Consider the following 24,740-nt stretch of genomic DNA (forward strand, 5'->3'; position numbering starts at 1 on the left):
CCCCGTTTTGATCTGGAACCCGAGCATGAAGACAACAGGATGGATGATGTGCGCCGCCGCCGCAGCTGCCTTGGCCGCCGTGACATGGGCCGCGCCCCTGCACGCCCAGCAAGCACAGCAATCGGATGTGGTGATCGTTGGCAAGGAAGGCTGGTTGTTTCCTGCCTGGGGCAGCTTGAGTGAAGTCGACACCGCCGCGGTGCAGAGTTCAACCGCGCTGATCGCAGATGCCAAGCAGGCGCTGGCTGCACGCGGCATCCAGTTGGAGGTGTTGGTGTTGCCGGACAAGGTGACCTTCTACGAGGACCGCCTGCCCGAGGGCAGGGTGGTCAGCCCGACGGTAAAGAAGCGTTACGACACCATCCTCGGCTCCCTGCAGGCCGCTGGCGTGGATGCGCTGGACGCACGCAAGGTTCTCAGCGATACCCGCGCCACCGGCAAGGATGTGTTCTATCGCAGCGATCAGCACTGGACCCAGCCGGCCGCCGATGCCGTCGCTGATGCCATTGCTGCACGCATCAAACAGAAAGTGCCGCAGCTGGCCGGTGAAGCAGGTACCGGCATGGCATTGGGCAGCGAAACCCGCGAGCGTCGTTACGGTGACCTTGCCGAGCTGTTCCTGGACCCGGCACAGCGCACCGCGGTCGGTCGCGACACCTTTGTGGTGCGCCGCGCGACCGAAGCGCAATCGCTGCTTGATGATGGCAAGGCACCGGTGCATATCACCGGTCACAGCATGGTGCAGGCCTACTTCGGTTTCCCGCAGAAGCTGTCCAACGACATCGACCGCCCGGTGACGGTGAACTGGAAGTCCGGCAATGTCGGCCCGTGGGTGGTGCTGCTGGAGTACCTGGAGTCGGCTGACTTCCGCGACAACCCGCCACAGGTACTGGTGTGGCAGATGTTCGAGCCGGTGTATGGCTTCGGGCCGGCAGCGCAGGGGCAATGGGACAACGCCTCGATCATGACCCCGGCGCAGTGGCAGGAACGTCTGCACAAGGCCTTGGGGCACTGAACCGATGAGTGTCCGTCCTGGCGCGCCGGCCCCACTGCCAGCAGCGGCCCCGCTGCGTGCCCATCGTGCCAGCGCGTTGGTGGTTGCGCTGTTGCTGCTGGTCGGTTTGGGGGCGGGTACGTGGATGCTGGCCAAGGCGCAGTTGCCGGCGGACAAGCTGGCGCCCGCGCAATGGGCTGATGGTGCAGCCGGCAAGGCGATCAACGATGCCCTGAAGCTGCCGATGCAGGGCAGCGCCGATACCTGGAACGCTGCCGTGCGCTACCGCCTGCTGGGCGATACCGGTGCGCAGGTTGCACTGGGATGCCCGGGGTGGCTGTTTTATCGTGATGGCCTGCGGCCGCAGCCGGGCGTGGGCGCCAACGTATTCGCCCAGCGCGTCAAGCTGATGCAGCACTGGTCGCGGCAGCTGCAGGCACAGGGTGTGCAGTTGCTGGTCGTGGCGGTGCCGGACAAGTCGCGCATCGAACAGGCGCACAGCTGTGGCCTGCGTTACTCGGCATCGATGCGGGAACGTTATGGCCTGTGGCAGGACGCGCTGGGCAAGGCCGGTGTGCATGGGGTGGATCTGTTGCCGGTGTTGCATGCCGGCGACACGCCGGTGTTCTTCAACACCGATGTGCATATGAATCGGGTAGGTGCCCAACGCGCGGCCGATGCCGTTGCCGCGCAGGCATTGCCCTTGCTGGGCGGCCAAGGCAGCCAGGCCTTCGACCAGGGGCCGATAAGTGCGCCCAAGCCGCGCATGGGTGACCTGGTCGTGTTGGCCGGGCTGGAACACGCGCGTCCAGGATGGCGACCGGCGCTGGACCAAGAACCGGAGCAGACCATCACGCCAGTACGCGGCGGAGGCCTGCTGGATGACACGCCGCCAGTGGAGGTGCTGCTTCTGGGTAGTTCCAACGGCCGCCGCAGCCTGTTCGCTGAGCGACTGGGCAACGCAGTGGGACGTGAGGTGTGGAATCAAAGCCTGGATGGTGGTCAGTTCTCCGGCGCCCTGTTGGCAGCCTGGCCACAGCGGCAGCAGTGGCCGCCAACGCTGAAGCTGGTGATCTGGGAATTCTCCGAGATGGCGCTGTCCTTGCCGTTGACCGACGGCGAGCAGGCGGCATTGGCCGATATCGACTGAGCGCCTGACGACGATGCTGTTCAACTCCTTCCTGTTCCTGCTGATCTTCCTGCCCATCGCGTTGGGTGTGCACTACCTGCTGGGTGCCCTGCAACCGCGGCTGGCCGCGCTGTGGCTGTGCGTGGCGTCGATCCTGTTCTATGGCTGGTGGAACCCGCAGTTCGTGGTGCTGTTGTCGGCCTCGATCCTGTTCAACTACCTGGTCAGCCTGGCGATCCTGGCGTTGGCCAAGCGGCCACGGCTGCAGATGCTGGTGACCGGCTTGGGCATTGCCGCCGATCTGTTGCTGCTGATCCATTACAAATACTTCGCGGCGATGGTGAACTTCGTCCATGACCTGGGTTTTGCGGTCGGGCCGATGGATGCGTTGATCCTGCCGTTGGGTATCTCGTTTTTCACCTTCACCCAGATCGGTTACCTGCTCGATTGCCGAGCCGGCGTGGTCAACGACCGCAGCCCGCTGAGCTACGTGTTGTTCGTGACCTTTTTCCCGCACCTGATTGCCGGCCCCATCCTGCACCACAAGGAGATGATGCCGCAGTTCAGCAAGCCGGAAACCTACCGCTTCCATGCGGACAACCTGTCCGTGGGCGGCATGCTGTTCGTCATTGGCCTGGCCAAGAAAGTACTGCTGGCCGACAGCATCGCCCCCTATGCCGACGCCGGCTTCGCCAGTACCGGCCAGTTGCAGTTCTGGGGCTCATGGGCAACGGCAACGAGTTATGCGCTGCAGCTCTATTTTGATTTTTCCGGCTATTCGGACATGGCCCTGGGGCTGGCGCGGATGTTTGGCATCCGCTTCCCGTTGAATTTCAATTCGCCCTACAAGGCGACCAGCATCATCGACTTCTGGGCGCGCTGGCATATCACCTTGACCCGCTACATCACCGCCTATCTGTACTACCCGGTGGCGATGGCGGTGACGCGCTGGCGCAGCCGCCATGGCCGGCCCAATGGGCCGGGCGCGGTGGCGACGCCGGGGGGCTTTGCCTCGATGATCGTCTTGCCGACGGTGTTTGCCATGGGCCTGGCCGGTATCTGGCACGGTGCCGGCCTGCAATTCCTGATCTTTGGCCTGCTGCATGCCGGCTACCTGGCGATCAACCATGCCTGGCGCATCTTCCGTGGTGGCCGCTTGCCGGCAAACAAGCGCAGCAACAGCCGCGTGCAGCAGTTCGGCTATCTGCTGCTCACCTTTGCCGCGGTGTTGGTGGCGCAGGCGTTCTTCCGTGCCGATGGGGTGGCCGAAGCCTGGCAGCTGGTGCAGGGCATGGCCGGCGTGCGCGGCTGGGAAGGTCTGGAAAACCTGGGTTACCTCGGTGGCATGGGCGCCGCCGATGGCTGGCGCCTGCTGGCCGGTCATCACGTGCAGGTGCTGTACGTGGCGGTATTGCTGGCGATTGTCTGGTTGACGCCAAACGCCCACCAGATCATGGGCGTTTACTCGCCCGCACTGGCCAAGCCCGATCCGGCGCCGCGTCGCTGGATGCGCTGGCAGCCCAACGTCGCCTGGCTGTTGGTGATGCTGGGCCTGCTGCTGCTGTGCCTGCTCAACCTGCACAAAGAATCGCGTTTCCTCTACTTCCAGTTCTAAGAAAGGTGCAAGCAACATGGACATGCAAACCCTGCAAGGGCAACTGATCGATACCGTCGAAGCCGTGATCGGCGTACGCGTGCAACCCGATGAGTACATGGAGTCGCTGTTTGACTCCATGTCCAAGGTGCAGCTGATGGTGGAAGTGAAGGACCGCCTGGGCGTCACCTTGCCGGTGGACGAAATCGATGCGCTGGTGGAGTCGGTGCAGGTGCTGGCCGATTACGTCGCATCGCGCCAGAACGCCTGATACCCACGTCCCGGAGCGGCCGCCATGCGTTTCGATTTCGATCAATGCCAGTTCGTTGAATGCGACGTGGCCACCGGTGCACCCGCGCTGTACAGCAGTGCGGGGGTGATGGATTGGGGCGGCCTGCAGGCGGCGACCGAGGACTGGGTGCTGCGGGCCAAGGCGGCGGGTGTCAGCGCTGGCCATGCGTTGGTGATCAGCGGCCACAAGCAGGCGTTGTTCGTGGTCGCCATGCTCGGCTGCCTGCGCATGGGGGTAGCCTATGTGCCTGTGGACACCATCAACCCGGCGGCACGGCTGCACAAGATCACCCGGTTGGTACATGCGCAGGCGGTGTATGACGCAGGCGCCGATGCTTTCCTGCCGGGCGCCGAGCAGCCGCGGCCGCTGGCTGACCGTGACTTGGCCTACGTCATGTTCACCTCCGGCAGCACCGGCGACCCCAAGGGCGTGCAGATCGGTCGCGACAGCGTGGCGCTGTTCACCGGCTGGATCCGCGACTGCCTTGCGCTGGGGCCAGCGCCGGCATTCATGAACCAGATGCTCTTCAGTTTTGATTTTTCACTGTTCGACCTGTGCGGCGCCTTGGGCTTGGGCGGCAGTTGCGTGCTGTGCCCACGCGAGGTGATTGCCGACAGCGCGCAGTTCATCGATCACCTGCGTGAGGCGCAGGTGGCGGTGTGGGCATCGACCCCGTCGTTCGTGCGCCAGCAGATGCTCAACCCGCTGTTCAATGCCGAGCACCTGCCGGCGCTGCGGGTATTCGTATTCGGTGCCGAGTCACTGACGCCGCGCGTGGCCGAGGAACTGTGGGCGCGCTTTCCACAGGTGCGCATCATCAATTCCTACGGGCCGACCGAAGCTACCTGTTCCACCACCTGGGTGGAGATCGACGACGAGCTGCGTGCTGCCGCGCCCAATCCATTCCCGATCGGGGTGGGCAAGCCCTATGCCGAGGTGTTCATCGACGACGGTGAGATCTGCATGGCGGGCGACCATGTAATGCGCGGCTATCTCGAGCGTCCTGACCTGGATGCGGGCGTGCTGTTCCAGCACCACGGCAAGCGTGCGTATCGCAGTGGCGACCTGGGCGACATGGATGCGCAGGGCAGGGTGTATTTCCGTGGTCGCAAGGACGACCAGATCAAACTCAACGGCTATCGGATCGAACTGGCCGAAGTGGACGCCGTGCTGTCGACGCTGCCGGGGGTGATCGCCGGTGCCACGGTTGCGATGCGCCGCCCCGATGGCACCTTGGTGCGCATGGTGGGTTTCGTCGAGCTGGCCGAGCCCGGCGAAGGTGCCGTACAGCCGCTGCCCATGGCGTTGCACGACTGGAAGGCGCTGCTGGCGCAGCGGGTTCCGCCTTACATGATTCCGTCCGAGCTGCTGGCGGTGGACAGTTTCCCGTCCACGATCAGCAACAAGGTCGATCGTAAACAATTGGAGCAGCGTTACGCTTTGGCGCGGACGCTGCGCACGCAGGAGTCGAAATGAACATCCGGTCCCCGATCTGTTTCCTGGCCGTTGCGTTGGCCGTGTCGCCGCTGAGCGTTGCTGCCCAGCACGCTCCGGCTGAAGGACGTCTGGCGCAGTTGTATGCGGCCCGCCCGCCGGCCGGTTCGGCCTTCGTACGTGTGGTCAACCCGGGCACGGCGGCGCAGAAGGTGGCCGTGGGCAATGGTGCCGAACAGAATGTCGGCCCCGCCCAGCGCGCCACGCGCTATGCCATCGTCGAGGGCGGCAAGCCCTTCAATCTGCGCGTGGCCGGTGCCGTGCGTAGTCAGCCGGCAGTTGCCGCCGGCAGCTTCACCACCCTGGTGCTCAATCCCGCCGGGGCAGGCCGGCCCTTGCAGGCAATTGCCGATGGCGCGGGCACTACCGACGCCTTGAAGGCCGAGATCCGTTTCTACAATCTTGCCGGCAGCTGCCCGCAGGCCAAGCTGGCGATGGCCGGCAATGGTCCGGTGGTGTTCAATGCAGTGGCCGCCGGTGCGGGCACCGCGCGCGCGATCAACCCGGTCAAGGCGCGACTGGTGGGCAGCTGCGCTACCCATGACAGTGCCGCGTTCGAACTGCCGGTGCTGCAACCGGGGGACCGTTACAGCCTGTTCCTGACCGGCACGGGCAGTGCCCCGGTGCTGCAGGGCCTGCCAGCCACCACTGACCCCGTGGGCCGTTGAGCGATGCCGGTACGCAGCGTTTTCCGCGAAGACCACGCGTTGTTCCGCGAGCAGGTGCGGCGCTTCATTGCCGAGCAGATCCTGCCGTACTACGAGCGCTGGGAGCGCGAGGGCATCACCCCGCGCAGCCTGTGGCGTGCGGCCGGTGATGCGGGTCTGCTCAACTGCCAATTGCCCGAGCCCTATGGCCTGGGCGGTGATCACGGCCATGCAGCCTGCGTGATCGAGGAACTGGCGCGGGCCAACTGCCTGGGGATCGGGTTCTCGATCCATTCGGACATGGTCGCCCCTTACCTGTATCACTACGGCACACCGCGCGTGCGCGACACCTGGTTGCCGGCCATGGCCAAGGGCGCGGCCATCGGCGCCATCGCCATGACCGAGCCGGGTGCCGGCAGTGACCTGAAGGCGATCCGCTGCCGCGCCGAGCTGCGCGGCGATCACTACCTGCTCACGGGCCAGAAGACTTTCATCACCAATGGCGTGAACGCCGACATCGTGGTGGTGGCGGCCACCGTGGCGCCCGAGCTGGGCGCGCGCGGGCTGTCGCTGTTCTGCGTGGACATGCGCCTGCCGGGGGCCAGCAAGGGCCCGGCGATGGCCAAGATTGGCCAGCATGCGCAGGACACGTCCGAGCTGTTTTTCCAGGACGTGCAGGTGCCGCTGGACTGCCTGTTGGGCGAAGCGCAGCACGGGTTCGACTATATGGCCGAGCAACTTGCCGGCGAGCGCCTGGCCATTGCCTTGCGCGCAGCGGCATCGGCCGAAGGCATGCTCGATCAGACCCTGGCCTATGTGCGCCAGCGCAAGGCCTTTGGCCGGCACCTGATCGATCACCAGAACACCCGCTTCGTGCTGGCCAGTGCCGCCTCACGGCTGGCGATGTTGCGGGCCTTCCTGGACCAGTGCCTGGGCCAGCAGATGCAGGGCGTGCTGGACGCCGACACCGCGGCCATGGCCAAGCTCAATGCCACCGAAATCCAGGGCCAGGTGCTGGACGACCTGCTGCAGTTGCATGGCGGCTACGGCTACAGCAGCGAGTACGGTATAGGCCGCGCGTGGGCCGATGCACGGGCGCTGCGCATCTTTGGCGGCAGCAGCGAGATACTGCGCGAGATCATCGGCCGCGGGCTTTAGGCCTTACAACCGCCAGGCGCGCCGCAATGCCTGGGCCTGCGGCGTGTCCTGGGTCAGCCACGGCTCCAATGCGTACACCAGCACCTTGGCGGCACCGTTGTTGCGTGCCCACTCCAGCTGCTGTTGCACGCGTTCGAAGTCCGCGCTGACGCCCTGGAACTGGGTGCCGTCGCCACCGATCATCGGCAGCTCGTGGAACAGTTCGACGATGGCATCGAAGGCGACACCGCGCTGCTTGAAAAAGGCCAGCAAGGGCGCCAGCGCCAGGTGATTGTCGGCGCCGGCGACGCCGATCCCATCCTGCACCATGGGGCGCAGGGCGGTGCCATCCAATACGTTCTGCCAGAGCGTGACCAGGTTTCCCTCTGTCGGCAGTCGGCTGAAATAGGTGGAGATGGCGCAATCCCCGCCGCGTGCAACGGCGGCTTGTTGCAGCCCTCGTAACCACCCCACCAGCAACTGGCTGCGCGCGGCGTCGGCCCAGTGGTATTGCTCCAGCTCGTACGGCAGATACCAGCCTGCAAAACGGCGCTGACGCGTCAACGTGGATTGGCTCAGCCAGGTGCGTGCCCGCTGCAGGGATTCGTCAAGGAATGCCTGCAACTCGGTCTGGTCGCCACTGATCGCTTTCCACCAGCGCTGCTCGAAGGGCAGGCCTACGCGCACGTTGATGCCCGCATGGTCGGCGGCGTTGAACAACATGCCAAAGCTGGCCTCGGACAATTGCCAATCGCCTTCCGCGCCGCCCAGGATGCCGCTCCACTGCACCACCAGGTCGCGGCAACCGGCGCGCTGGGCCAGCTTCATCGAGCGCTGCCAGTCCGCGGCGCTCCAGTTCTGATGGTCCAGCCACGGCTGCAGGAAGGTGCCATCGACCTGCTCCGGCAGTGAGCAGCCCGGCAAACTGGCCAGCGCAGCCACCGTCGGGGCCAGCACGGCGGCCTTGAGCAGGCGCCGGCGGAGCGGGGAAGCGGGGGCATTGGGCGGAACAGCGGTCATGGGCACGCGACAGCCGGTCAAGGGAGACAGGGCATGATCCCAGAGCTCGCGTGGTTGTGCGAACAAGGGCGTGGAGGGGGGGGCGCATGGGCAATCACACTGCCGGCAGCTCCCGCTCGCCCACAGGTCAGGGCCGGCATTTCCGCTCAAAGGCGCCTCACCTCCATCAAGAAAAGCCGTTGACCGTCGTCCAACTGTCACCTTCGGCGACGCCACATGGCGTGTCGCGTCAATATTCCGTCACGAGGTGTAGACGGGCATCAATTCAAGCTTAACCGCACACCAGTGGTGCTGTGCCCCTTATACAAATGTGCTGTAAGTCACGATATTGTAGCTACCAAGGAACAGATAGCTGGGTACATTCATCTCTGCGATCTGTATGGGGGGTAGGTCACGCAGAGTGATCTGCGGTTGTCGTGTTGGCCACGGCCGCTGCGGATTGATCGGGCGTGGGCCTGCTTTGGTTCGGACCAGCTCAGGTGACTGGCCTCGTAATGCGCTTACCGTTTTCAGATGCATTGTTTGCAAACACTCGCCCGATAGTGATGCGCTGGTCGCGTCTGATGGCGCGCGTGTTTCATTTCTGTGCAGCTGTCTCGCCCGCCGCCCTGGTGCTGTGGGTGATGCAGGTCCATGACCTTGGACTGATACGCACCTATCTTGTTCTCGCCTTGCTGGCTGGCCTGTTGACCGTGCTGGTGTTCACCGCGTTCGGTCTGTACGGGCGGGAGATGTTCAGCAACCGCATCCTGTTCAAGGCCACCGTGGTTGCCTGGTCGGCGAGCTTCGGGTTGGTGCTGCTGCTGCACACGATGTTCCGCGTCATCGCCTATCTGCCGGTCCGGATGGCCTTGTTGTGGTACGCGACCACTTTGTTGTTGCTGGTCGCGGGCCGGCTGGTGATGCTGGCGTTCTTCCAGCGGCGCATCCAGCAAGGGCATTTCGTCGGGCGCTCGGTGATTCTCGGCGCGACCGAAAATGGCGGTCGCCTGGCCCGCCATATGCAGCAGAACGCGGATATCGCCAGCGGTCTGCTGGGCTTCATCGACGATCGAAGTGCTGATCGCGTTCCCGCATCATTGCGGCCGCAGTTGATCGGCAATTTCATGATGCTGGAGCGTTTGATCCGCGCCAATGAAGTGGATCAGGTGCTGATGGCCTTGCCGGCCGCCGCCGAAGGGCGCAACCACCACTACGTCGAGCTGCTCAAGAAGATGCCCGTGCAGGTCTTCCTGGTGCCGGAAATGCAGGCCTTCAATTTCGCCCTGCCGCGTGTGGCGGATATCTCCGAAGTGCCCATGCTGGTGGTGTCCGAGCCGCCGCTGAAAGGGTGGGCGCCCGCCTACAAGCGCGCGGAGGATGTCGTGCTGGCAGGGCTGGCATTGCTCTTGCTGGCACCGTTCATGCTGTTGATCGCGTTGGCCATCAAGCTCGATTCGCGTGGGCCGGTGCTGTTCCGCCAGCGGCGCTATGGCTACAACCAGCAGTTGATTGAGGTCTACAAATTCCGCTCCATGTTCCACGACCAGCGTGACATGGATGCGCAGACGCAGACCCGCGCGGGTGATCCGCGGGTGACGCGGGTGGGCCGCATCATCCGCAAGACCAGCCTGGATGAACTGCCGCAGTTGTTCAATGTACTGGCCGGCAGCATGTCGATGGTGGGGCCGCGTCCCCATGCCACCGCGACCAAGGCGGCCGACATCCTGTTCGAGGAAGCGGTGGCCAACTACGTCGCGCGGCACAAGGTCAAACCCGGTATCACCGGGTTGGCGCAGGTACATGGCTACCGGGGCGAAACCGATACGGTGGAAAAATTGCAGAAGCGCGTCGAGTACGACCTGGCCTACATCGAGAACTGGTCGCTGGGCCTGGATATCCTGATCCTGCTGCGTACGCTGCCGGCGGTGCTGTCGATGAAGGCGGCTTACTGATGGCAACGCCCAAGGTCGCCCTGATCATTCCGGTTCGCAATGGCGAGCCGCATATGGCGCGGATGTTGCCGGCGTTGCGCGCGCAGTCGCTGCAGCTGGATGAAATCCTGATCATCGACAGCGCGTCCACCGACAACAGTGTGCGCTTGTGGCGCGAGTTCGGCGCGCGGGTGGTCAGCATTGATGCGGCCACCTTCAATCACGGCGGTACCCGCGCACTGGCGGCGGGCATGGTGCAGGCCGATGTCCTGATCTACATGACCCAGGATGCGATCCCCTTGCCGCCGGACGCGTTCAAGCGACTGGTCGCCGGCTTGTACGCGGCCGAGGATATCGGCGTGGCCTATGGGCGGCAGGTGCCGCATCCGGAGGCCGGCTTGCTGGCGCGCCATGCGCGGGCATTCAACTACCCCGCGCAGGGCCGTATCAAGCGGCGCGCCGATGTCCCCGAGCTTGGGATCAAGACCTGTTTCAGTTCCGACGCATTCTGTGCGTACCGTGCCGATGTTCTCGCCGAAGTGGGGGGCTTTCCGCAGGATGTCATCGGCAGCGAGGATGCGCATGTCGCCGGGCGGATGCTGTTGGCCGGCTATGCCGTTCACTATGTCGGCGATGCCGAGGCCTCGCATTCGCACGATTACAGCATCGCCGAGGAGTTCCGCCGCTATTTCGACATCGGCGTGTTCTACTCGCGTGAAAGCTGGATCGCGCAGGAATTCGGTGGTGCGGGTGGTGAGGGCGGGCGCTTCGTGCGCTCGGAACTGCGCGCGCTGCGCGCTGCGGGCCGGACGCTGGACATCCCTGGCGCATTGTTGCGCAGTGCCGGCAAGTTCATCGGCTATCGCCTGGGACACCTGGAGCGGCACCTGCCGCTGGCCCTTAAACGCAATCTTGGAATGTTCACTGGGTATTGGAGGCAACCATGAAACTCATGCGCTTGGTCATGGCGGCGATTCCGGCCCTGTTGTGCGCCGCCTGTGCGATGTCCAACGTCGTGCAGCTGCCGTCGGGCAAGGTGGTACGGGAGCGACAGATCACCAACTTCACGCCGCAGCAGCTGCCGCCTGCCGTGCTGAAAGTGCACACCGGTGACGTGCTACGCATCGTCCGCGACGCGCAGACCCCGGCGGAGAAGGACGAGGCCACGCTCTACCGGGTACGCCCCGATGGCTTCATCGCCTATCCGTTCATCGGCACCATCAAGGCCGGCGGACGCACGCCCGAAGAGATTGGCGAGGAAGTCAGCAATCGCCTGGATGCCATCTATCGCGAACCCAAGGTGACGGTGAACATTGCCGAGGCACCGGGCAGCCGCGTCTATGTCGGCGGTGCGGTGCGCAACCCGGGCGCGTTCGACCTGGCTTCGGCGGTGTCCGTGCCGCAGGCCATCACCGCCACCGGTGGTGTGTTGCCCACCGCTGACAGCCACCACGTTGCCCTGGTGCGCCAGGACGATGACGGGGTGCAGCAGGTTTACTTCTTCGACTACGCCGCGCTGTTGGGCACGGCCACCAATGGCAGTGCCAGCGTGCAGCTGCAGCGCGGTGACCTGGTGTTCGTGCCGACCTCGCGGATCGGCAATGCAATCCAGCGCGTGGATATGTACGTGGGCCAGCTGCTGATGTTCCGGGGCTTTGGTGCCTCGGCCAATTACCAGATCAACGAACCGTCCTACCGGATCAATACCCCACAGGAGGACGTGCCGTGATCGAAGTCCGCAGCCTGCGCGACGCACTGCGCCTGCTTTTCATTTTCGGCAAGGAATTCCGTCTTGCGCTCCTGGTGACCATCGCAGTGGTCGTGGCAGGTGCATTCCTGCTGCCAAATCGTTATGTGTCCGATGCGCGCCTGCTGGTCAAGCCGACCGAAAGCGCCAGCGTGCAGCTGCCGGTGCAGCCCGGCCCGGAATCGGGCTTCGTGCAGCAGAGCCCGCAGCGTGATCCGTTGCTGGACGAGGAGAAGATGGCCACCAGCGCACCAGTGATGCTGAAGGTCGCCAAGGCCTACATGGCCGCCTCGTCGATACCGCCGCAGGGCGGCTGGGCGCGCTTCAAGTTCCGCATGGGGCAGGCGGCAGCCTGGTGCAAGGAGGCCGTGCGCAACGTGCTGGTCGGCGTGGGGTTGATGGATGAAGCGCCCGCGGAGGACCGCTTGGCTGCGCGCTTGCTCAAGCGTCTGGCGGTCAGTCATGACCCCGGCTCCAACGTGATGGAAATGCGCGTGACCTGGGGTGACCCGCATGTGGCGCAGGCCATTTCCCGTGCGTGGGTGGATGCCTATTTCGATGAACGTGCCAACGCCGCGGGCGGCGAAGCGCTGTTTGATTTCTACCAGGACCAGAACACCGAACTCAACGACAGCATCATCAAGCTGAAGCAGCAGTTGCGTGACCGCCTGCGGGTTATCGATGCGACCAGCGTGGAGCAGCGCATCGAAGACGTGACCGACCAGTTGCAGAAGCTGTACCGGCACCGCCGCGAACTGCAGGCAGAACGGGAGTCGCTGCTGGGTATCCTGGGCGCGGCGGGTCGTCAGTTGCCGGCGGTAACCGGCGAGGTGGTGAGTGAGCGTGAGATCAGCCTCAATCCGGCACGCGAAGACCTCAAGCTGAAGTTGAACGGTCTCAAGCAGCAACGCCTGGATCTGTTGCGCAACTTCAAGGAAGGGGCGCCACCGGTGCGCGCCCTGGACGAGAGCATTGCCGCGTTGGAAGCCGAGGTTGCCGCGGTGGATGGCAATGTCGTGCGCTCACGCAACATGGTGCCCAACGCCTTGGGTACGCGCCTGCGCCAGGACATGCAGGACGCGCGCATCAACGTGGCCAAGATCGACGCCAACGTTGCCGAGATCGATGCGCAGATCAAGCAGCTGCAGGCCTCGCGCGAAGAGGTGATGTCGGCCGAGCCTTCCTTGTCGCGGCTGAGCCTGGAGCTGGCATCGGCAGAGAAGACCTTTGCCCAATATTCGGATTATCTGCTGCGCGCACGCGTCATCCGTGACTTGAACCGCAACCGCCTCAGCAACGTGGCGCTGGTGGGTGAATCCAGCTTCACCCCGTCACGGGTGTTTCCGAAGAGCATGCTGATGCTGTTGCTGGCCTTGCCGGTGGCCTTGGCGGTGGCGTTCGTGGTGGTGTTCGTCCTGTACTTCCTGGACCAGCGCATCCACGATGGTGGGCGCATCGAGAAGGAGCTGCACGTACCGATGCTGGCCAGCCTGCCCGAGGTGGCCCACGACCCCGACGGCTCGCAGCCGTTGCGCGCAGCGCTGTACCGCCTGTACAGCCGGTTGCCGCTGGAACAGATCGCCGAGCGCGGCCTGTCGGTGGGATTCACCTCCAGCCGGCTTGGCGAGGGCGTGAGTTTCATCGGATCGCGCCTGGCCATCGTGCTCAAGCAGCACGGTTACGAGGTTCGCGAAGGTGCCGGGCCCGCACGGCCGGGTGAGGTGGTGATCGTTGAAGCACCGCCAGTCAGTGATGAGAACGCCCTGATCGCCCTGCGCGGCTGCGATCGCATCGTGCTGGTGGTACAGGCGCGAAGCACCACCGTTCCTGCGGTGGAAAGCGCCCTGGCGCTGCTGCGCGATGCGCTGGGGCATGTGGACGGCATTGTCCTCAACCGCCGCGTATTCGAGATACCGGCCAAGTTCTGGACGCCGATCAGTCGCTGGCTGGGAGCCTATTGAGTGAAGGTCGCACTGCTGGCACCGCTGCCGCCGTTGCAGAACGGCATCGCCGACTACGCCCATGGGTGGCGCGCGGCGTTACGCGATGCCGGCGTGGATGTGGTGGTGCCCGCCAGCGGCGAGGATGGCGGTTGGGATACCCGCGATGCGGCATTCTGGCGGGACGTGGACCTGGTCCATGCGCAGCTGGGTGGCGGGCGTGGGCCGGAGTTCGTCGCGTTGGAGCAATTGCGTGTGCGCTGGCCGAAGCTGGCCACCAGCGCCACGGTGCATGACCCGGAACGGCTGGTGTGGCGTTCTCCCGATCCTGCCAAGGGCCTGGCGCGGAAGGCGGCTGCATGGCCCCGGCCGCTACCGCAGCTACTGGCGCTGGCAGGTGATCGAAACACCCTGGCCCGTGAGCGACGGCTGGCGGCGGGGCTGGATGCCATGGTGACCCTGACCCGCACCGGCGCGGCCTGCCTGGCCGAGCGCATGCGCGTGGATCCCGATCGTGTGCACTTCATTGCGCATGGCAACCCGGCGCTGCCACCGTCGCCGCTGCCCACGGCTGCTGGTGTGCGTCTGCTCTATTTTGGTTTCATCTACCCGGGCAAGGGCATCGAAGATCTGTTTGATGCGTTGGCGCTGGTTCGCCGGGATCGTGCACAGGCCGGTTTTACGCTGACCATGGCCGGTGGTTCAGCGCCGGAGTTGGCATTCGGCAGTCGTGGCAACTATGTGGCGCATTTGCAGGAGCGTGCACGCAGCCTGGGTATCGCCGACATGCTGCAGTGGCGCCTGGACCTGCCGGAGACCGCGATTGTCGATTGCGTGCAATCCCATCATGCGATGGTGCTGCCTTACCGCGATTCGCGAAAGCTCGCGTTGCTGGGGCGCATGCGCGGTACCAGTGGCGCCCTGTCCTGGGCCAACGCCTGCGGCCGCGGCGTGATCGCCTCCGATGCGCGCGCGTTCGCCGAGGAGCTTTCGCATGGCAATGGCGTGGTGTTCGCGCAAGGCAACAGCCAGGCATTGGCACAGTGCATCAGCGCGTTGGTGGATGCGCCGGCACTGGCAGGCGATTGGGCCGCGAAGGCCGCGGCGCTCGGAAAACGCCGGCAGTGGTCGACAATTGCCCAGGAATTTTCCGACCTGTTTGCCGCAACCGTGGAGGCCAAGCGATGAAATCCTTGTCCGCGCGCGCCCGTCGCTTCTGGCGGTTGAGCCTTTGCGTGATGTTGGCCGGTGTCCTGCTGTGGGGCATGAGCGCCTGCGCCAAGGGTGAACGTCCGGCATTGGAGCTGACGCCGGAGCGCCCGCTGGTGTGGGCGGACTATCTCGGGGTGAATGCCCACTTCCTGTGGTTCGAGCCGGCGCAGTACCGCCGTCAGATGGACCAACTGCAGGCGCTCGGCCTGCACTGGGTACGGGTGGACCTGCATTGGGACACCATCGAGCCGAAGCAGGGCGTATTTCGCTGGGATGTGCTGGATCCGCTGATGGCGGAGATGGAGCGACGGGGCCTGCAGGCCGAGGTGTATCTGGTCGGGTCCGCACCCCATGCCAGCTCGGCACCGGCGGGCAGCGCCAACCCCGATCAGTACCCACCGCGTGATCCGGCCTTGTATGCGCGCTCGCTGGTCCAGCTTGCCCAGCGCTATCCCAAGGTGGTTGCCTGGCAGGTGTGGAATGAGCCCAACCTGCCGGCGTTCTGGCGTCCGCGCGAGGATCCGGCCGCTTACGGCCGCTTGTTGCAGGCCAGCGTGCAGGCCATGCGCAGCCACGCACCCGGGCGCCAGATCGTCCTTGGCGGCATGGGCTACTTCAGCCAGATGCCCACGCGCGGTGGCGCCTTGATGGTGGAAGAACTGGCCAAGGGCGGCTTGTTTTCGCTGGATGTGATCACCGCCTATCACCCGTACTCGCTGTATCCCGAAGGCGATGACCCGCACGCAATGGATTTCGTGCAGCGTGCGCGGCAGGGCAATGCCGCGTTGCGTGCGGCCGGTGCCAAGGATATCTGGGCCGACGAGTGGGGTTGGTCCAGCTACGCCGGGCCCAAGGAAGAACAGCCCATCATCGGCGACCAGGGCCAGGCGGATTTCGTGACGCGCCGGCTGGCGCTGATGAGCGCCCTGGACTACGACAAGATTTTCCTGTTCGCGCTGAGTGACCTGGACCAGCGTGCCGGTGCGCGCGACCGGCGCTACGGCCTGCTCGACGAGGCTGGCAATCCCAAGCCGGTGTACGTGGCGCTGCAACGGCTGATGACGCTGACCGGACCGCGGCTGGCGCCAGGCAAGCCGCCAGCGTTTTCGGGCGCGCCGCCGGGCATGGTCAGCATCGCCTGGCAGCGCCCGGATGGTCGCCGGCTATGGTTGTTCTGGGCGGCGCAGGCGGGCCAGCTGCAGGTTCAGGGCCTGCGCGAGGCGGTGCTGCACGATCCGCTGACCGGCGCCAAACGCGTCGTTGGTGCAGACGGCACCATCGCCGTGGGTACGTCGCTGTCGGTGCTGGAGTGGTGATGCCTGCGCTGCGCATCCTGTGGGTACTGCCTTATCTGCCGTGGCCAACCACCAGTGGTGGCAAGCTGCGCCAGTACCATCTGCTGCGCTGCCTGGCCGCGCGTGGGCACCGCATCACCTTGCTGGTGCAGAGCAAGACGGTACTGGACCCGGCAACACGCGCAACGCTGGAACCGCTGCTCGAACAGTTGATCGTCATGCCCCGACGCCCGCTGCGCTCGTCGAAGACGATGTTGAGCGCGTTGCTTTCACCGGCACCGTTGTTGGCATCGGTCAACGGGCATGCCCCCGCCTTCAGCGACCGGCTTGACCAGTTGCTGGAGCAACCCTGGGATATCGTGCAGATCGAGCACTCCTACATGTTCGAGCCGTGCCGCGCGCCGTTGCGGCGGCATCGCCGCGCGTTCCTGCTCAGCGAGCACAATGTTGAGTCCACGCTCGCCGAAGTTACCTACAGCCGTTTGCCGGCAGTGCTCAGGCCGCTGGCCGGACTGGACCGTTGGCGCTATCAGCGTTGGGAGCGCCATGTGGTTGCGGCCGCTGCCCGGGTGGTGGCGTTGACTGCCGCCGATGCCAGCATGCTGCAACCCTACAGCCGGCAGCCGATCGCAGTGGTGGTCAATGGCACCGATACCGCAGCGTTCGCCGACGTCGTTCCGGACGTGGCAGCCGGACGGATATTGTTCGTCGGCAATTTCGAGTACGCGCCGAACATCGATGCGGTGGAATGGCTGCTGGATGTGATCATGCCGCGGATATGGGCGGCAGCCCCGGCTACCCGGCTATGCCTGTGTGGCTACGCGCTGCCGTCGCAGTGGGCGCAGCGCTGGGAGGATCAACGCATCGAATGGCGTGGCTTCGTCCCCAGCCTGCAACCGGTGCAGGCGCACAGCAGTGTCTTTATCGCTGCCTTGCGCGACGGCGGGGGCTCCAAGCTCAAGGTGTTGGAGGCGATGGCGGCGGGCTTGCCGCTGGTGGCGACGCCGCAGGCGGTGTCCGGCCTGGACGTGCGCAACGGCATCCACTACCAGGGCGGTGCCGATGCCGATGCGCTGGTGAAGGCCGCGCTGCAGCTGCTGGCAGATCCGCAATTGGCGCGGGCAACCGGTGAAGCGGGGCGCGCCTATGTGCATGACCAGCACGACTGGAACCGTTCGGCCGATCAGCTTGAGGCGGTCTACGCCGGGCTCGCATGCGCGTAGGCATCGACTACCGCCCGGTCACCGCAGCGCCGTACTCGGGCATCGCCCGGCAGGTACTGGCGCTGGAGCAGGCCTTGCTCGCGGCCGGCCAGGAAGTCGTGCGCTTCAGCATGGCACCGGCGGCGCATCCGCATCGGCAGTTGGCCTGCTGCCCGGAGCAGGCGGTGCCGGCGCAGGGCCTGCACCGGCCACGCGCGCGCCTGGCATTCGAACTGGGCTTCCTGCCGGGCGCGTTGCGCCGCGAAGGTATCGGGCTCTATATCGCAACCGCCAATAGCGGGCTGCCGTTGCGCCGCCCGCAATCCCTCAAGCGACAAGTGCTGTTGCTGCATGATGTGTTCCAGCTGACCCTGCCTGGGCGCCATGCCAGTCGCCTGCGCGGCGCAGTGTATGCGGCGATGGACAGGTTCCTGATCGGGCACGCAGTGCGTGGCGCCGATGCGATCTGGACGCCTTCGCGGTTCAGTGCGAACGAAGCTGCGCGGTTGTTTGCCGGTGCCGGTGCGCGCACCTCTGTGTTACCCAATGCCGTGTCCCCGCTTGCTGTGCCGGATGCGGCCAGTGATCCCTTGTTGCCAGCGCGTTATTGGCTGGTGGTGGGGACGCGCGAGCCGCGCAAGAACATTCCCTTCCTGCTGCAATCCTGGCAGTTGCTGCGTGAGCAGGGCAGGGCGCTGCCGGCGCTGGTACTGGTAGGTGATCCGGCCGATGTGCCGGTGGAGCTGGGCAAGCTGCCGGGTCTGCATTGGCGCAGCGGCCTGACCGATGCGCAGCTGTCCCGCCTGTACCATGACGCCGAAAGGCTTTGGCATCCGGCCACCGCCGAGGGCTTCGGCCTGCCGGTCATCGAGGCTTTGCGCTGCGGCACGCCGGTGGCGGTGGCCACGGGCAGCGCCCTGGATGAAATCACCCCGGCGCAGGCATTGCGGTTCGATCCGCTGGATCCGGCCTCGCTGCAGCAGGCCTTGATCGCAGCCTTGCCGGGCAGGCTGGCCGAAGAGAAGCCGGAGGCCCTGCAGGCTGCCGCTGGCGTGTTCGGCGTGGCGCCCTATCAACAGCGGGTGGCGCAGTTGTTGCAGGAGCTGCAGCGATGAAGCTGGGCAGCAGCGTGGCGGTGTTGTGCGGCCTGCTGTTTGGTGTGCTGCTGCTGTTCCTGCCGCCTTCGAAATTCTTCGTGGTGCTGGCGGGCCTGCCCGCCGCGCTGGTGGTGCTGCGCTGGCCGGTGGTGGGCCTGTCGCTGTTCGCGCTGGTGGCGACCTTCATGCCTTACAGCACGTTGCAGATCGGCTTTCGCTTTACCTTGGCCGAAGCCATGCTTGGGCTGACCTGGGCCGGGGTGATGCTGCAGCTGTTCTTCCAGCGGCTGGAGCGGCCACAGTGGCAGGGCGTGGAGCGCAGCCTGATGTTGCTGATGGTGTTCAGTACTTTTCCGTTCCTGGTCGGCCAGGTGATGGTGGTGGCTGATGGCAACGGCCCGGTGAACTGGGTGCGCTGGCTGGCCAACCTTTCCTTGCTGCTGTTGGCGCCGTTGATGCTGCGGCAGGAGAAGCAGCGAGACCAGTTGGTGGTGATGCTGTTGCTGGGCAATCTGGCGATGCTGGTGTTGTCCTTGGGCATGTTCGTCAAATCGCGCAGCGCGCTGGACATGATCCCGATCCTGGAAAAGATGCACTACGCGCATCCCGAGGCGCTGCTGGATATCTTCAGTGCAGAGAATGCACGTTTGGGCACCCCGTGGGTGCATCCCAACCTGACCGGTGGCGCGATGGCGATGTTCGTGCCATTGGCCGCGTTCTATGCGCTTTACCAGCACGGCTGGCGTCGCCTGCTGGGCGCGGCGGTGGCGCTGCTGGGCTGCGCGGCGCTGCTGCTGAGCAGTTCCCGTGGCGCGATCCTGGCCATTGGCGTGGTCCTGCTGTGGCTGTCGTGGCTGCGGGTGCCTTACGCGCGGGCGATGGTGGTGTCCGGCATCCTGCTGGGCGCGGTGCTGGCGGTGACGTACACGCCATTGCAGGATCGGCTTGCGACGATGTTCTCTTCCGACAACGCCAGCACCGAGGTGCGCGTGGATGAGTACAAGCGTTTCCCCGAGGCAGTGGCGCGCTATCCGTTGGGTATCGGCTTCCGTACCGAGCCGCCGGTGCCTGGCAGCGGCTTGTTGGGCATTTCCAATCTCTGGCTTTACTACATGTACAAGCTGGGGTTGCTGGGCATGCTGCTGTACTGCGTTGTCACCTGGCGCTGGTGGTGCCTGGTGCGGCCGCAGGGCAAGGTGGTCACGGTGGATGCACGCAACGGCCTGTGGATGGGCTGCACGACCGGGCTGGTGGCCGCCTTGCTCACCGGCCTGATCGATCACTACTACAGTTTCACCATGGTCCTGGTGGCCTTGTTCTGGCTGGTGATGGGCCTGGGCCTGCAGAGCGCGGGCGCCGTGCTACCGGGCAGCCCTGGCCAGCCCTTGGCAAGCTTGAGGAAGCAACAATGAAGCATCGCATTTTCCATTCGCTGGACCTGCGCTCACGGCTGGACGAATACGCCAGCCGCATGGGCGTGTCCCCGGCCGCGTTGACCGAGGCCTATGAGTGGCTGCTGGCCAATGAGGGGGCCTTTGAGGAAGCCAGTGCCGACCAGGTGCGGGTATCGATCTGCTCGGTGGACATCGAATCGCAGCTCGAGCATCCGCTGGCACGCCAGCTCTACCACGTGCTCAAGACCGAAGTGCCGACACAGCTGGTGCCGCGCTACGGCATCAACTGGCCCACCTTCAAGGACCGCTGCCTGCGTATCTGGGAGCAGTTGTACAACATCGCCATCAACAAGGTGCCTTTCCACTGGGTGCGGCTGACCTGGCTGCGCATCGGCGGCGCCAGGATCGGTGAGGGCTCCACCATCTGGCGCAACACCGAGGTGCTGGGGGTCAACAACCTGGTGATCGGCAAGGACAGCGTGATCGCCTGGCATTGCCAGATCGACGCGCGCGCCGGCCTGCGCATTGGTGACCACGTTGCGGTCGCTTCGCACGTACTGATCATCGCCGGCTCGCATGACCTCACTGCACCGGAGTTCTGGTCGGTGTCGGCCCCGATCGTGATCGAAGACTATGTGTGGATCGCCAGCCGCGCGCTGGTGGCACACGGTGCGCACCTGGGCCGCGGCTGCGTGATCACCGCCAACACGGTGGTCGCCAAGGAAGTGCCGCCCTACAAGATCATCGGCGGTACCGGTGCCAAGTCCATGGGGGAGCGCCCGCATAACCTGAATTACCGCGTGGGTGGCAAGAACATCCTCACCCTGCTGCACTGATCCGCGATGTTCCGCGCCACGCTCTGGTTGACCCTTGCCACCATCGCCGGCCTTGCGCTGGGCTTTGGCCGCGAGTGGCTGCTGGTCGATGCCTGGGGCGCGGGCGCGCGCACCGATGGCTTCCTGGTGGCGTTGTTCGTGCCCGAGGCGATCCGCATGACCTTGGCTGCGGGCCTGCTGTCCTCGGCCGCCTTGCCCTTGTTCCAGCGGGTGGCTGCGCCGCAGCAACCGCGCTGGATCGCCACCCAGCTGGGTAGCCTGCTGCTGACCGGCGTGTTGATTGCACTTGTCCTGAGTGTCGCATCCACCCTGTGGGTGACTGTGATCGGTCCGGGCATGGCGCCGGCCGTGCGGCAGGTGGCAGCGTCCAGTCTGATGTTGCTGGCATGGACGGTGCCGCTGGTGATGGTCCACGCATTGGCAGCGGCGGTAGGGCAGGCCAAGGAGCATTTCATGCTGGCCGGCCTGGGGTCGTTCCTTTACAACCTGCCCGCGGTAATCGTGCTGCTGCTGCAACGCAGCCACACCCAGGAGCGCACCCTGGCCCTGGCGTTCATTGCCGGCGCGGTACTGATGATGTTGTCCGTGCTGCCCCTGCTGTGGCGCGCCGGCTGGCGCCCCTGGCAATGGAACTGGAACGGTAGCGATGCGCGGGCGCTGTATCGCAAGCTCGGACCATTGCTGGTCAGCGCCGGTGCCAGCCAAGGACTGGTGTTGCTGGAGCGCATCTGTGCGTCGTTCCTGGGCGAAGGCGCGATCACCGTGGTCAATCTTGCGCGCAAGTTGGTCAACCTGCCGCTGGTGGCACTGATGAGCCTCAACCAGGTGGTGCTGGCGCGGATGACGCGCTTGGCGGGGGATGCCGCGGCACGCCGCCACGCGCTGCAGATCGGACTGCTGGTCACGGCCAGCATGACCTTGCCGGCGGCCGTGGGCATGGTGGGCGCGGCACCGTCGCTGGTCGAACTGTTCCTGCCAGCCGGCATGGCGCAAGGCCAGTTGCCGCTGCTGTTGGCGTGGTTTGCCTGCGTAATCGTGTTCGGCGCCTGGAACGCACTGCTGGCACGTTATGCGTATGCAACCGGCGATACCGTGTTGCCGATGCGCTGCGAGCTGCAGGGCAGTGCGCTCAACGCGGTAGCATTGCTGCTGGTGCCGGCATTGACGGGCGCGGCAGGTATTGCGTGGGCTGCACTGGCCGGCTGCCTGTTGACCGCATTCCTGTTCCTGCGCAGCTACGGCTTGTTGCGCGCCCCGGTCATCTACCGCTTGCCCTTGGTGGCGCTAGTTGCCTTGGCTCTCGCCGCTGGCGTGTTCCAGATGGCATTGGGGCAATGGCAGCAGATCGGCGTGGCGGCGCTGTTGGCCACGGTTTGCCTGTTGGTGATGGTGGCCTGGACGGTGCGGGCGGTGCGACAAGGCGGGCCGGCCAACTAACGGTGGACCGCTGCAGCAAGACGATGGTTTCGTCGGGCATCCTTGCGTGCGTTGGTGACATGCACGGTCCCGTAGCCGATTGGGTCGGGACCCTGCATGTGCATCGCTCCCCCCGGCCGCAGGCGGGGCGAGCTGCCACGCCTGCTAGAGATAATTGATCATCACCATGTAGCCGCTGCCGACGGGCTCGCGATGGCGCAGCTGATAGTGCGTGGAAAACAGGCGTCCATTCTGGTGCGAAGGCGCTATCAGCGTGTGCAGGCCGGGTGCGTTGGTGTCTGTACCCAGATCAACGATGCGTCCCGTATCCAGCAACGCGACGCTTACCGTGGCGCCCTGTGCGGAGCGCGGGCAGTCGTTCAACTGGAGTTGCTGTCGCGCCAAGGTAAGGCTTGCTGCGCACCCAGGATCGGTGATCCGACCACCGAAGTGCACAGTGCCTCCATCGGCGTTCGCTACGCCGGCTGTTGCGATCAATGCCACGGCAAGCAGGAGAGAACGGTTCATGGCTGCGCTCCGCGTTGTGGGCTTTCAGTAGGCGCCTGTCGTTCGTGATGCAGAAGGGGCAAATTCCAGAACTGCCAGCAGCCATCACGTGCATTGAGTGATCGCCATCAAACTAGGATTTGTCAGGCAAATGACGCTGCAGAAAGCGCATCAGTGTTCGCTTTTATCAAGGGTACGAAACGATAAATCGTTAATGCAGCCGCGTTGATTACAACTGAGGAAGCCGACAACGCCTGCGTCTAACTGGGGTACGGCGCCAAATCGCAATTAATGCGAAGGCCATCACATTATTTGTTGCTAGTGTTCGCACCCGGACGCGATGCGTTGCATCGGGTTCCCAATCAAATGCGAGGCAGGGGCGTTCTCCGCGGTTGATCCCTGTTTCACCGGTCTTCATTCCAATCCAGGGCAAGGTAAACGCAATGCGCACTGTCTCTCTCTTCGTTGGCCTCGTAGTTGCAGCCACCTCATTCGCAGCCGGTGCTGTCGACGGCACCATCACCTTCAATGGCGAGGTCACCGACAAGACCTGCACGATCGCCACGCCGCAGGGCAAGGATTTCACGGTGACCTTGCCAACCGTTTCCAGCAGCACGCTGGCAGTTGCCGGACAGGTTGCCGGACGCACGCCGTTCTCCATCAATCTGACCGATTGCAATCCGGGTGACGTCGCCACCTACTTCGAACCCGGCGCCACCATCGATCTGTCCAGTGGCCGCCTGAACAACACCGCTGCTGCCAATGCCGCTGGCCAGGTGCAGCTGCAGTTGCTGGGCGACAACAGTTCTTTCCTGCCGGTTGTGACCGCCGGTGCCGGCAGCGCGCAGGCGAACTCGCAGTGGGTGACGGTGGCCGCCGATGGTTCGGCCAATCTGAACTACTTCGTCGAGTACTACGCCACTGGTGCGGCAACGCCGGGTGAAGTCACCAGCAGCGTGAAGTACACGATCATCTACAACTGATGCTCTGTGCTTGCCCCGGTTGGCAGCGTCCAACCGGGGCACTTTCCCATGGGGCACCACGCGTGATGAAGACGAAATTTTCCATTTCCGTGCTGCTCGTGCTGCTGCTTTCGGCAGCGCGGGCCGATGCGGGAGTGGTGGTCAACGGTACCCGCGCGATTTATCCGGCGCAGGCGCGCGAGATCACCATACAGGTCGACAACGTGGGTGATTCTCCTGCGTTGGTGCAGGCGTGGATCGACAGCGGTGACGTAGAACAGACCGCCGACAATGCGGATGCACCATTCATGCTGACGCCGCCGATCAGCCGCGTCGAGCCGGGGCGCAGCCAGGCCCTGCGCGTGGTGTTCACCGGTGCGGAGCTGCCAAGGGACCAGGAATCGCTGTTCTGGCTCAACGTGCTGGACGTCCCGCCTTCGCCACAGCAGCTGGATGATGGGCAGAACTACCTGCAGGTCGCGTTTCGCTCGCGCATCAAGCTGTTCTATCGCCCGCAGGGCCTGAAGGGTTTGGCCAACGAGGCACCCAAGGCGCTGCAATGGAAGCGAGAGGATGGGCGGCTGCGGGTAGAAAACCCAACGCCCTACCACGTGACCCTTGCCGAAGTATGGGCGCTCTCCAGTGCCGGCGAAGAGGTGATCGATGACAAGGGGAAGATGGTCGGGCCGGGACAGTCACTGCAGTTCAAGGCACCCGCTACGGCGCGGTCATTGCGCTTCTCTACCGTCAACGACTATGGCGGAAGGAATGAATACACCATCAGCCTGGATGCGGATGGCCAAGCGCATTGAGCGCGTCGTGGAGTGATCTGTCAGCGCAATCGTCCTGAAGGAACGCAGCTGTGATCGAGAGCAGGTTGGCGACATCGTTGCGGAACATACTGGCGGCCAG

Annotated in this window: 22 protein-coding genes; 20 read left to right on the top strand and 2 right to left on the bottom strand. The window is 64.8% G+C overall.

The window, feature by feature from the left end:
• The first annotated feature begins 25 nt into the window (after nt 1–25).
• The 7 genes from RT460_RS03280 to RT460_RS03310 are packed head-to-tail and all read left to right on the top strand — an operon-like array spanning nt 26 to nt 7,308.
• Entirely contained in the window at nt 26–1,015 is a 990-nt protein-coding gene (locus RT460_RS03280; RefSeq protein ID WP_313317136.1) for a twin-arginine translocation pathway signal, read from the top strand.
• Nucleotides 1,016–1,019: 4 nt separating this feature from the next.
• The gene (locus RT460_RS03285) at nt 1,020–2,144 is read left to right on the top strand and encodes a cell division protein FtsQ (protein WP_313317137.1); all 1,125 of its coding nucleotides are present in this window, start codon (nt 1,020–1,022) and stop codon (nt 2,142–2,144) included.
• A gap of 13 nt (nt 2,145–2,157) precedes the next feature.
• Entirely contained in the window at nt 2,158–3,738 is a 1,581-nt protein-coding gene (locus RT460_RS03290) for an MBOAT family O-acyltransferase (protein ID WP_313317138.1), read from the top strand.
• A 16-nt stretch (nt 3,739–3,754) separates the two neighbouring features.
• Complete coding sequence (locus RT460_RS03295; protein ID WP_313317140.1) at nt 3,755–3,988, top strand: phosphopantetheine-binding protein; 234 nt, start codon at nt 3,755–3,757, stop codon at nt 3,986–3,988.
• Nucleotides 3,989–4,012: 24 nt separating this feature from the next.
• A complete protein-coding gene (locus tag RT460_RS03300; protein WP_313317141.1) occupies nt 4,013–5,485 on the top strand; it encodes an AMP-binding protein in 1,473 nt (490 codons plus the stop codon).
• Nucleotides 5,482–6,171, top strand: coding sequence for an alginate O-acetyltransferase AlgF (locus RT460_RS03305; protein WP_313317142.1), 690 nt, complete (start codon nt 5,482–5,484; stop codon nt 6,169–6,171). The genes RT460_RS03300 and RT460_RS03305 overlap by 4 nt, the downstream gene beginning before the upstream one ends.
• Before the next feature lie 3 nt (nt 6,172–6,174).
• A complete protein-coding gene (locus RT460_RS03310; protein ID WP_313317143.1) occupies nt 6,175–7,308 on the top strand; it encodes an acyl-CoA dehydrogenase family protein in 1,134 nt (377 codons plus the stop codon).
• A gap of 3 nt (nt 7,309–7,311) precedes the next feature.
• Here RT460_RS03310 and RT460_RS03315 read toward each other — a convergent pair whose 3' ends face one another.
• Nucleotides 7,312–8,307 carry a DUF4434 domain-containing protein gene (locus RT460_RS03315; protein ID WP_313317144.1) on the bottom strand — a complete coding sequence of 332 codons (996 nt, stop codon included), beginning with the start codon at nt 8,305–8,307 and terminating at the stop codon, nt 7,312–7,314.
• Nucleotides 8,308–8,852: 545 nt separating this feature from the next.
• Between RT460_RS03315 and RT460_RS03320 the strand changes: the two genes are divergently transcribed.
• The 11 genes from RT460_RS03320 to RT460_RS03370 are packed head-to-tail and all read left to right on the top strand — an operon-like array spanning nt 8,853 to nt 22,380.
• Nucleotides 8,853–10,241 carry an undecaprenyl-phosphate glucose phosphotransferase gene (locus RT460_RS03320; protein WP_313317145.1) on the top strand — a complete coding sequence of 463 codons (1,389 nt, stop codon included), beginning with the start codon at nt 8,853–8,855 and terminating at the stop codon, nt 10,239–10,241.
• Complete coding sequence (locus tag RT460_RS03325; protein ID WP_313317146.1) at nt 10,241–11,167, top strand: glycosyltransferase; 927 nt, start codon at nt 10,241–10,243, stop codon at nt 11,165–11,167. Before RT460_RS03320 ends, RT460_RS03325 begins: the two co-directional genes overlap by 1 nt.
• Complete coding sequence (locus tag RT460_RS03330) at nt 11,164–11,949, top strand: polysaccharide biosynthesis/export family protein (RefSeq protein WP_313317147.1); 786 nt, start codon at nt 11,164–11,166, stop codon at nt 11,947–11,949. The genes RT460_RS03325 and RT460_RS03330 overlap by 4 nt, the downstream gene beginning before the upstream one ends.
• A complete protein-coding gene (locus RT460_RS03335; RefSeq protein WP_313317148.1) occupies nt 11,946–13,928 on the top strand; it encodes a hypothetical protein in 1,983 nt (660 codons plus the stop codon). Before RT460_RS03330 ends, RT460_RS03335 begins: the two co-directional genes overlap by 4 nt.
• Nucleotides 13,929–15,095 (top strand): glycosyltransferase, encoded by a 1,167-nt coding sequence (locus tag RT460_RS03340; protein ID WP_313317149.1) that lies wholly within the window; start codon nt 13,929–13,931, stop codon nt 15,093–15,095. It abuts the gene before it with no gap.
• Entirely contained in the window at nt 15,092–16,435 is a 1,344-nt protein-coding gene (locus RT460_RS03345) for a beta-galactosidase (protein ID WP_313317151.1), read from the top strand. Before RT460_RS03340 ends, RT460_RS03345 begins: the two co-directional genes overlap by 4 nt.
• Nucleotides 16,435–17,637: a glycosyltransferase family 4 protein gene (locus tag RT460_RS03350; RefSeq protein ID WP_313317152.1), complete on the top strand. Its 1,203-nt coding sequence runs from the start codon at nt 16,435–16,437 to the stop codon at nt 17,635–17,637. Before RT460_RS03345 ends, RT460_RS03350 begins: the two co-directional genes overlap by 1 nt.
• Nucleotides 17,628–18,731 (top strand): glycosyltransferase family 1 protein, encoded by a 1,104-nt coding sequence (locus tag RT460_RS03355; RefSeq protein WP_313317153.1) that lies wholly within the window; start codon nt 17,628–17,630, stop codon nt 18,729–18,731. The genes RT460_RS03350 and RT460_RS03355 overlap by 10 nt, the downstream gene beginning before the upstream one ends.
• Nucleotides 18,728–20,125 (top strand): O-antigen ligase family protein, encoded by a 1,398-nt coding sequence (locus RT460_RS03360; protein WP_313317154.1) that lies wholly within the window; start codon nt 18,728–18,730, stop codon nt 20,123–20,125. Before RT460_RS03355 ends, RT460_RS03360 begins: the two co-directional genes overlap by 4 nt.
• Nucleotides 20,122–20,943, top strand: coding sequence for an acyltransferase (locus tag RT460_RS03365; protein ID WP_313317156.1), 822 nt, complete (start codon nt 20,122–20,124; stop codon nt 20,941–20,943). Before RT460_RS03360 ends, RT460_RS03365 begins: the two co-directional genes overlap by 4 nt.
• Before the next feature lie 6 nt (nt 20,944–20,949).
• A complete protein-coding gene (locus RT460_RS03370; RefSeq protein ID WP_313317158.1) occupies nt 20,950–22,380 on the top strand; it encodes a lipid II flippase MurJ in 1,431 nt (476 codons plus the stop codon).
• Nucleotides 22,381–22,524: 144 nt separating this feature from the next.
• Here RT460_RS03370 and RT460_RS03375 read toward each other — a convergent pair whose 3' ends face one another.
• Nucleotides 22,525–22,887 carry a hypothetical protein gene (locus tag RT460_RS03375; protein WP_313317159.1) on the bottom strand — a complete coding sequence of 121 codons (363 nt, stop codon included), beginning with the start codon at nt 22,885–22,887 and terminating at the stop codon, nt 22,525–22,527.
• A 422-nt stretch (nt 22,888–23,309) separates the two neighbouring features.
• On the opposite strand from RT460_RS03375, the gene RT460_RS03380 reads away from it, so the two are divergent.
• Together RT460_RS03380 and RT460_RS03385 are read left to right on the top strand one after the other, a co-directional pair.
• The gene (locus tag RT460_RS03380) at nt 23,310–23,849 is read left to right on the top strand and encodes a fimbrial protein (RefSeq protein ID WP_313317160.1); all 540 of its coding nucleotides are present in this window, start codon (nt 23,310–23,312) and stop codon (nt 23,847–23,849) included.
• Nucleotides 23,850–23,914: 65 nt separating this feature from the next.
• Entirely contained in the window at nt 23,915–24,640 is a 726-nt protein-coding gene (locus tag RT460_RS03385; protein WP_313317161.1) for a molecular chaperone, read from the top strand.
• Nucleotides 24,641–24,740 lie beyond the last annotated feature (100 nt).

This window comes from Stenotrophomonas sp. (assembly GCF_032061965.1).
Taxonomy (GTDB): Bacteria; Pseudomonadota; Gammaproteobacteria; order Xanthomonadales; family Xanthomonadaceae; genus Stenotrophomonas.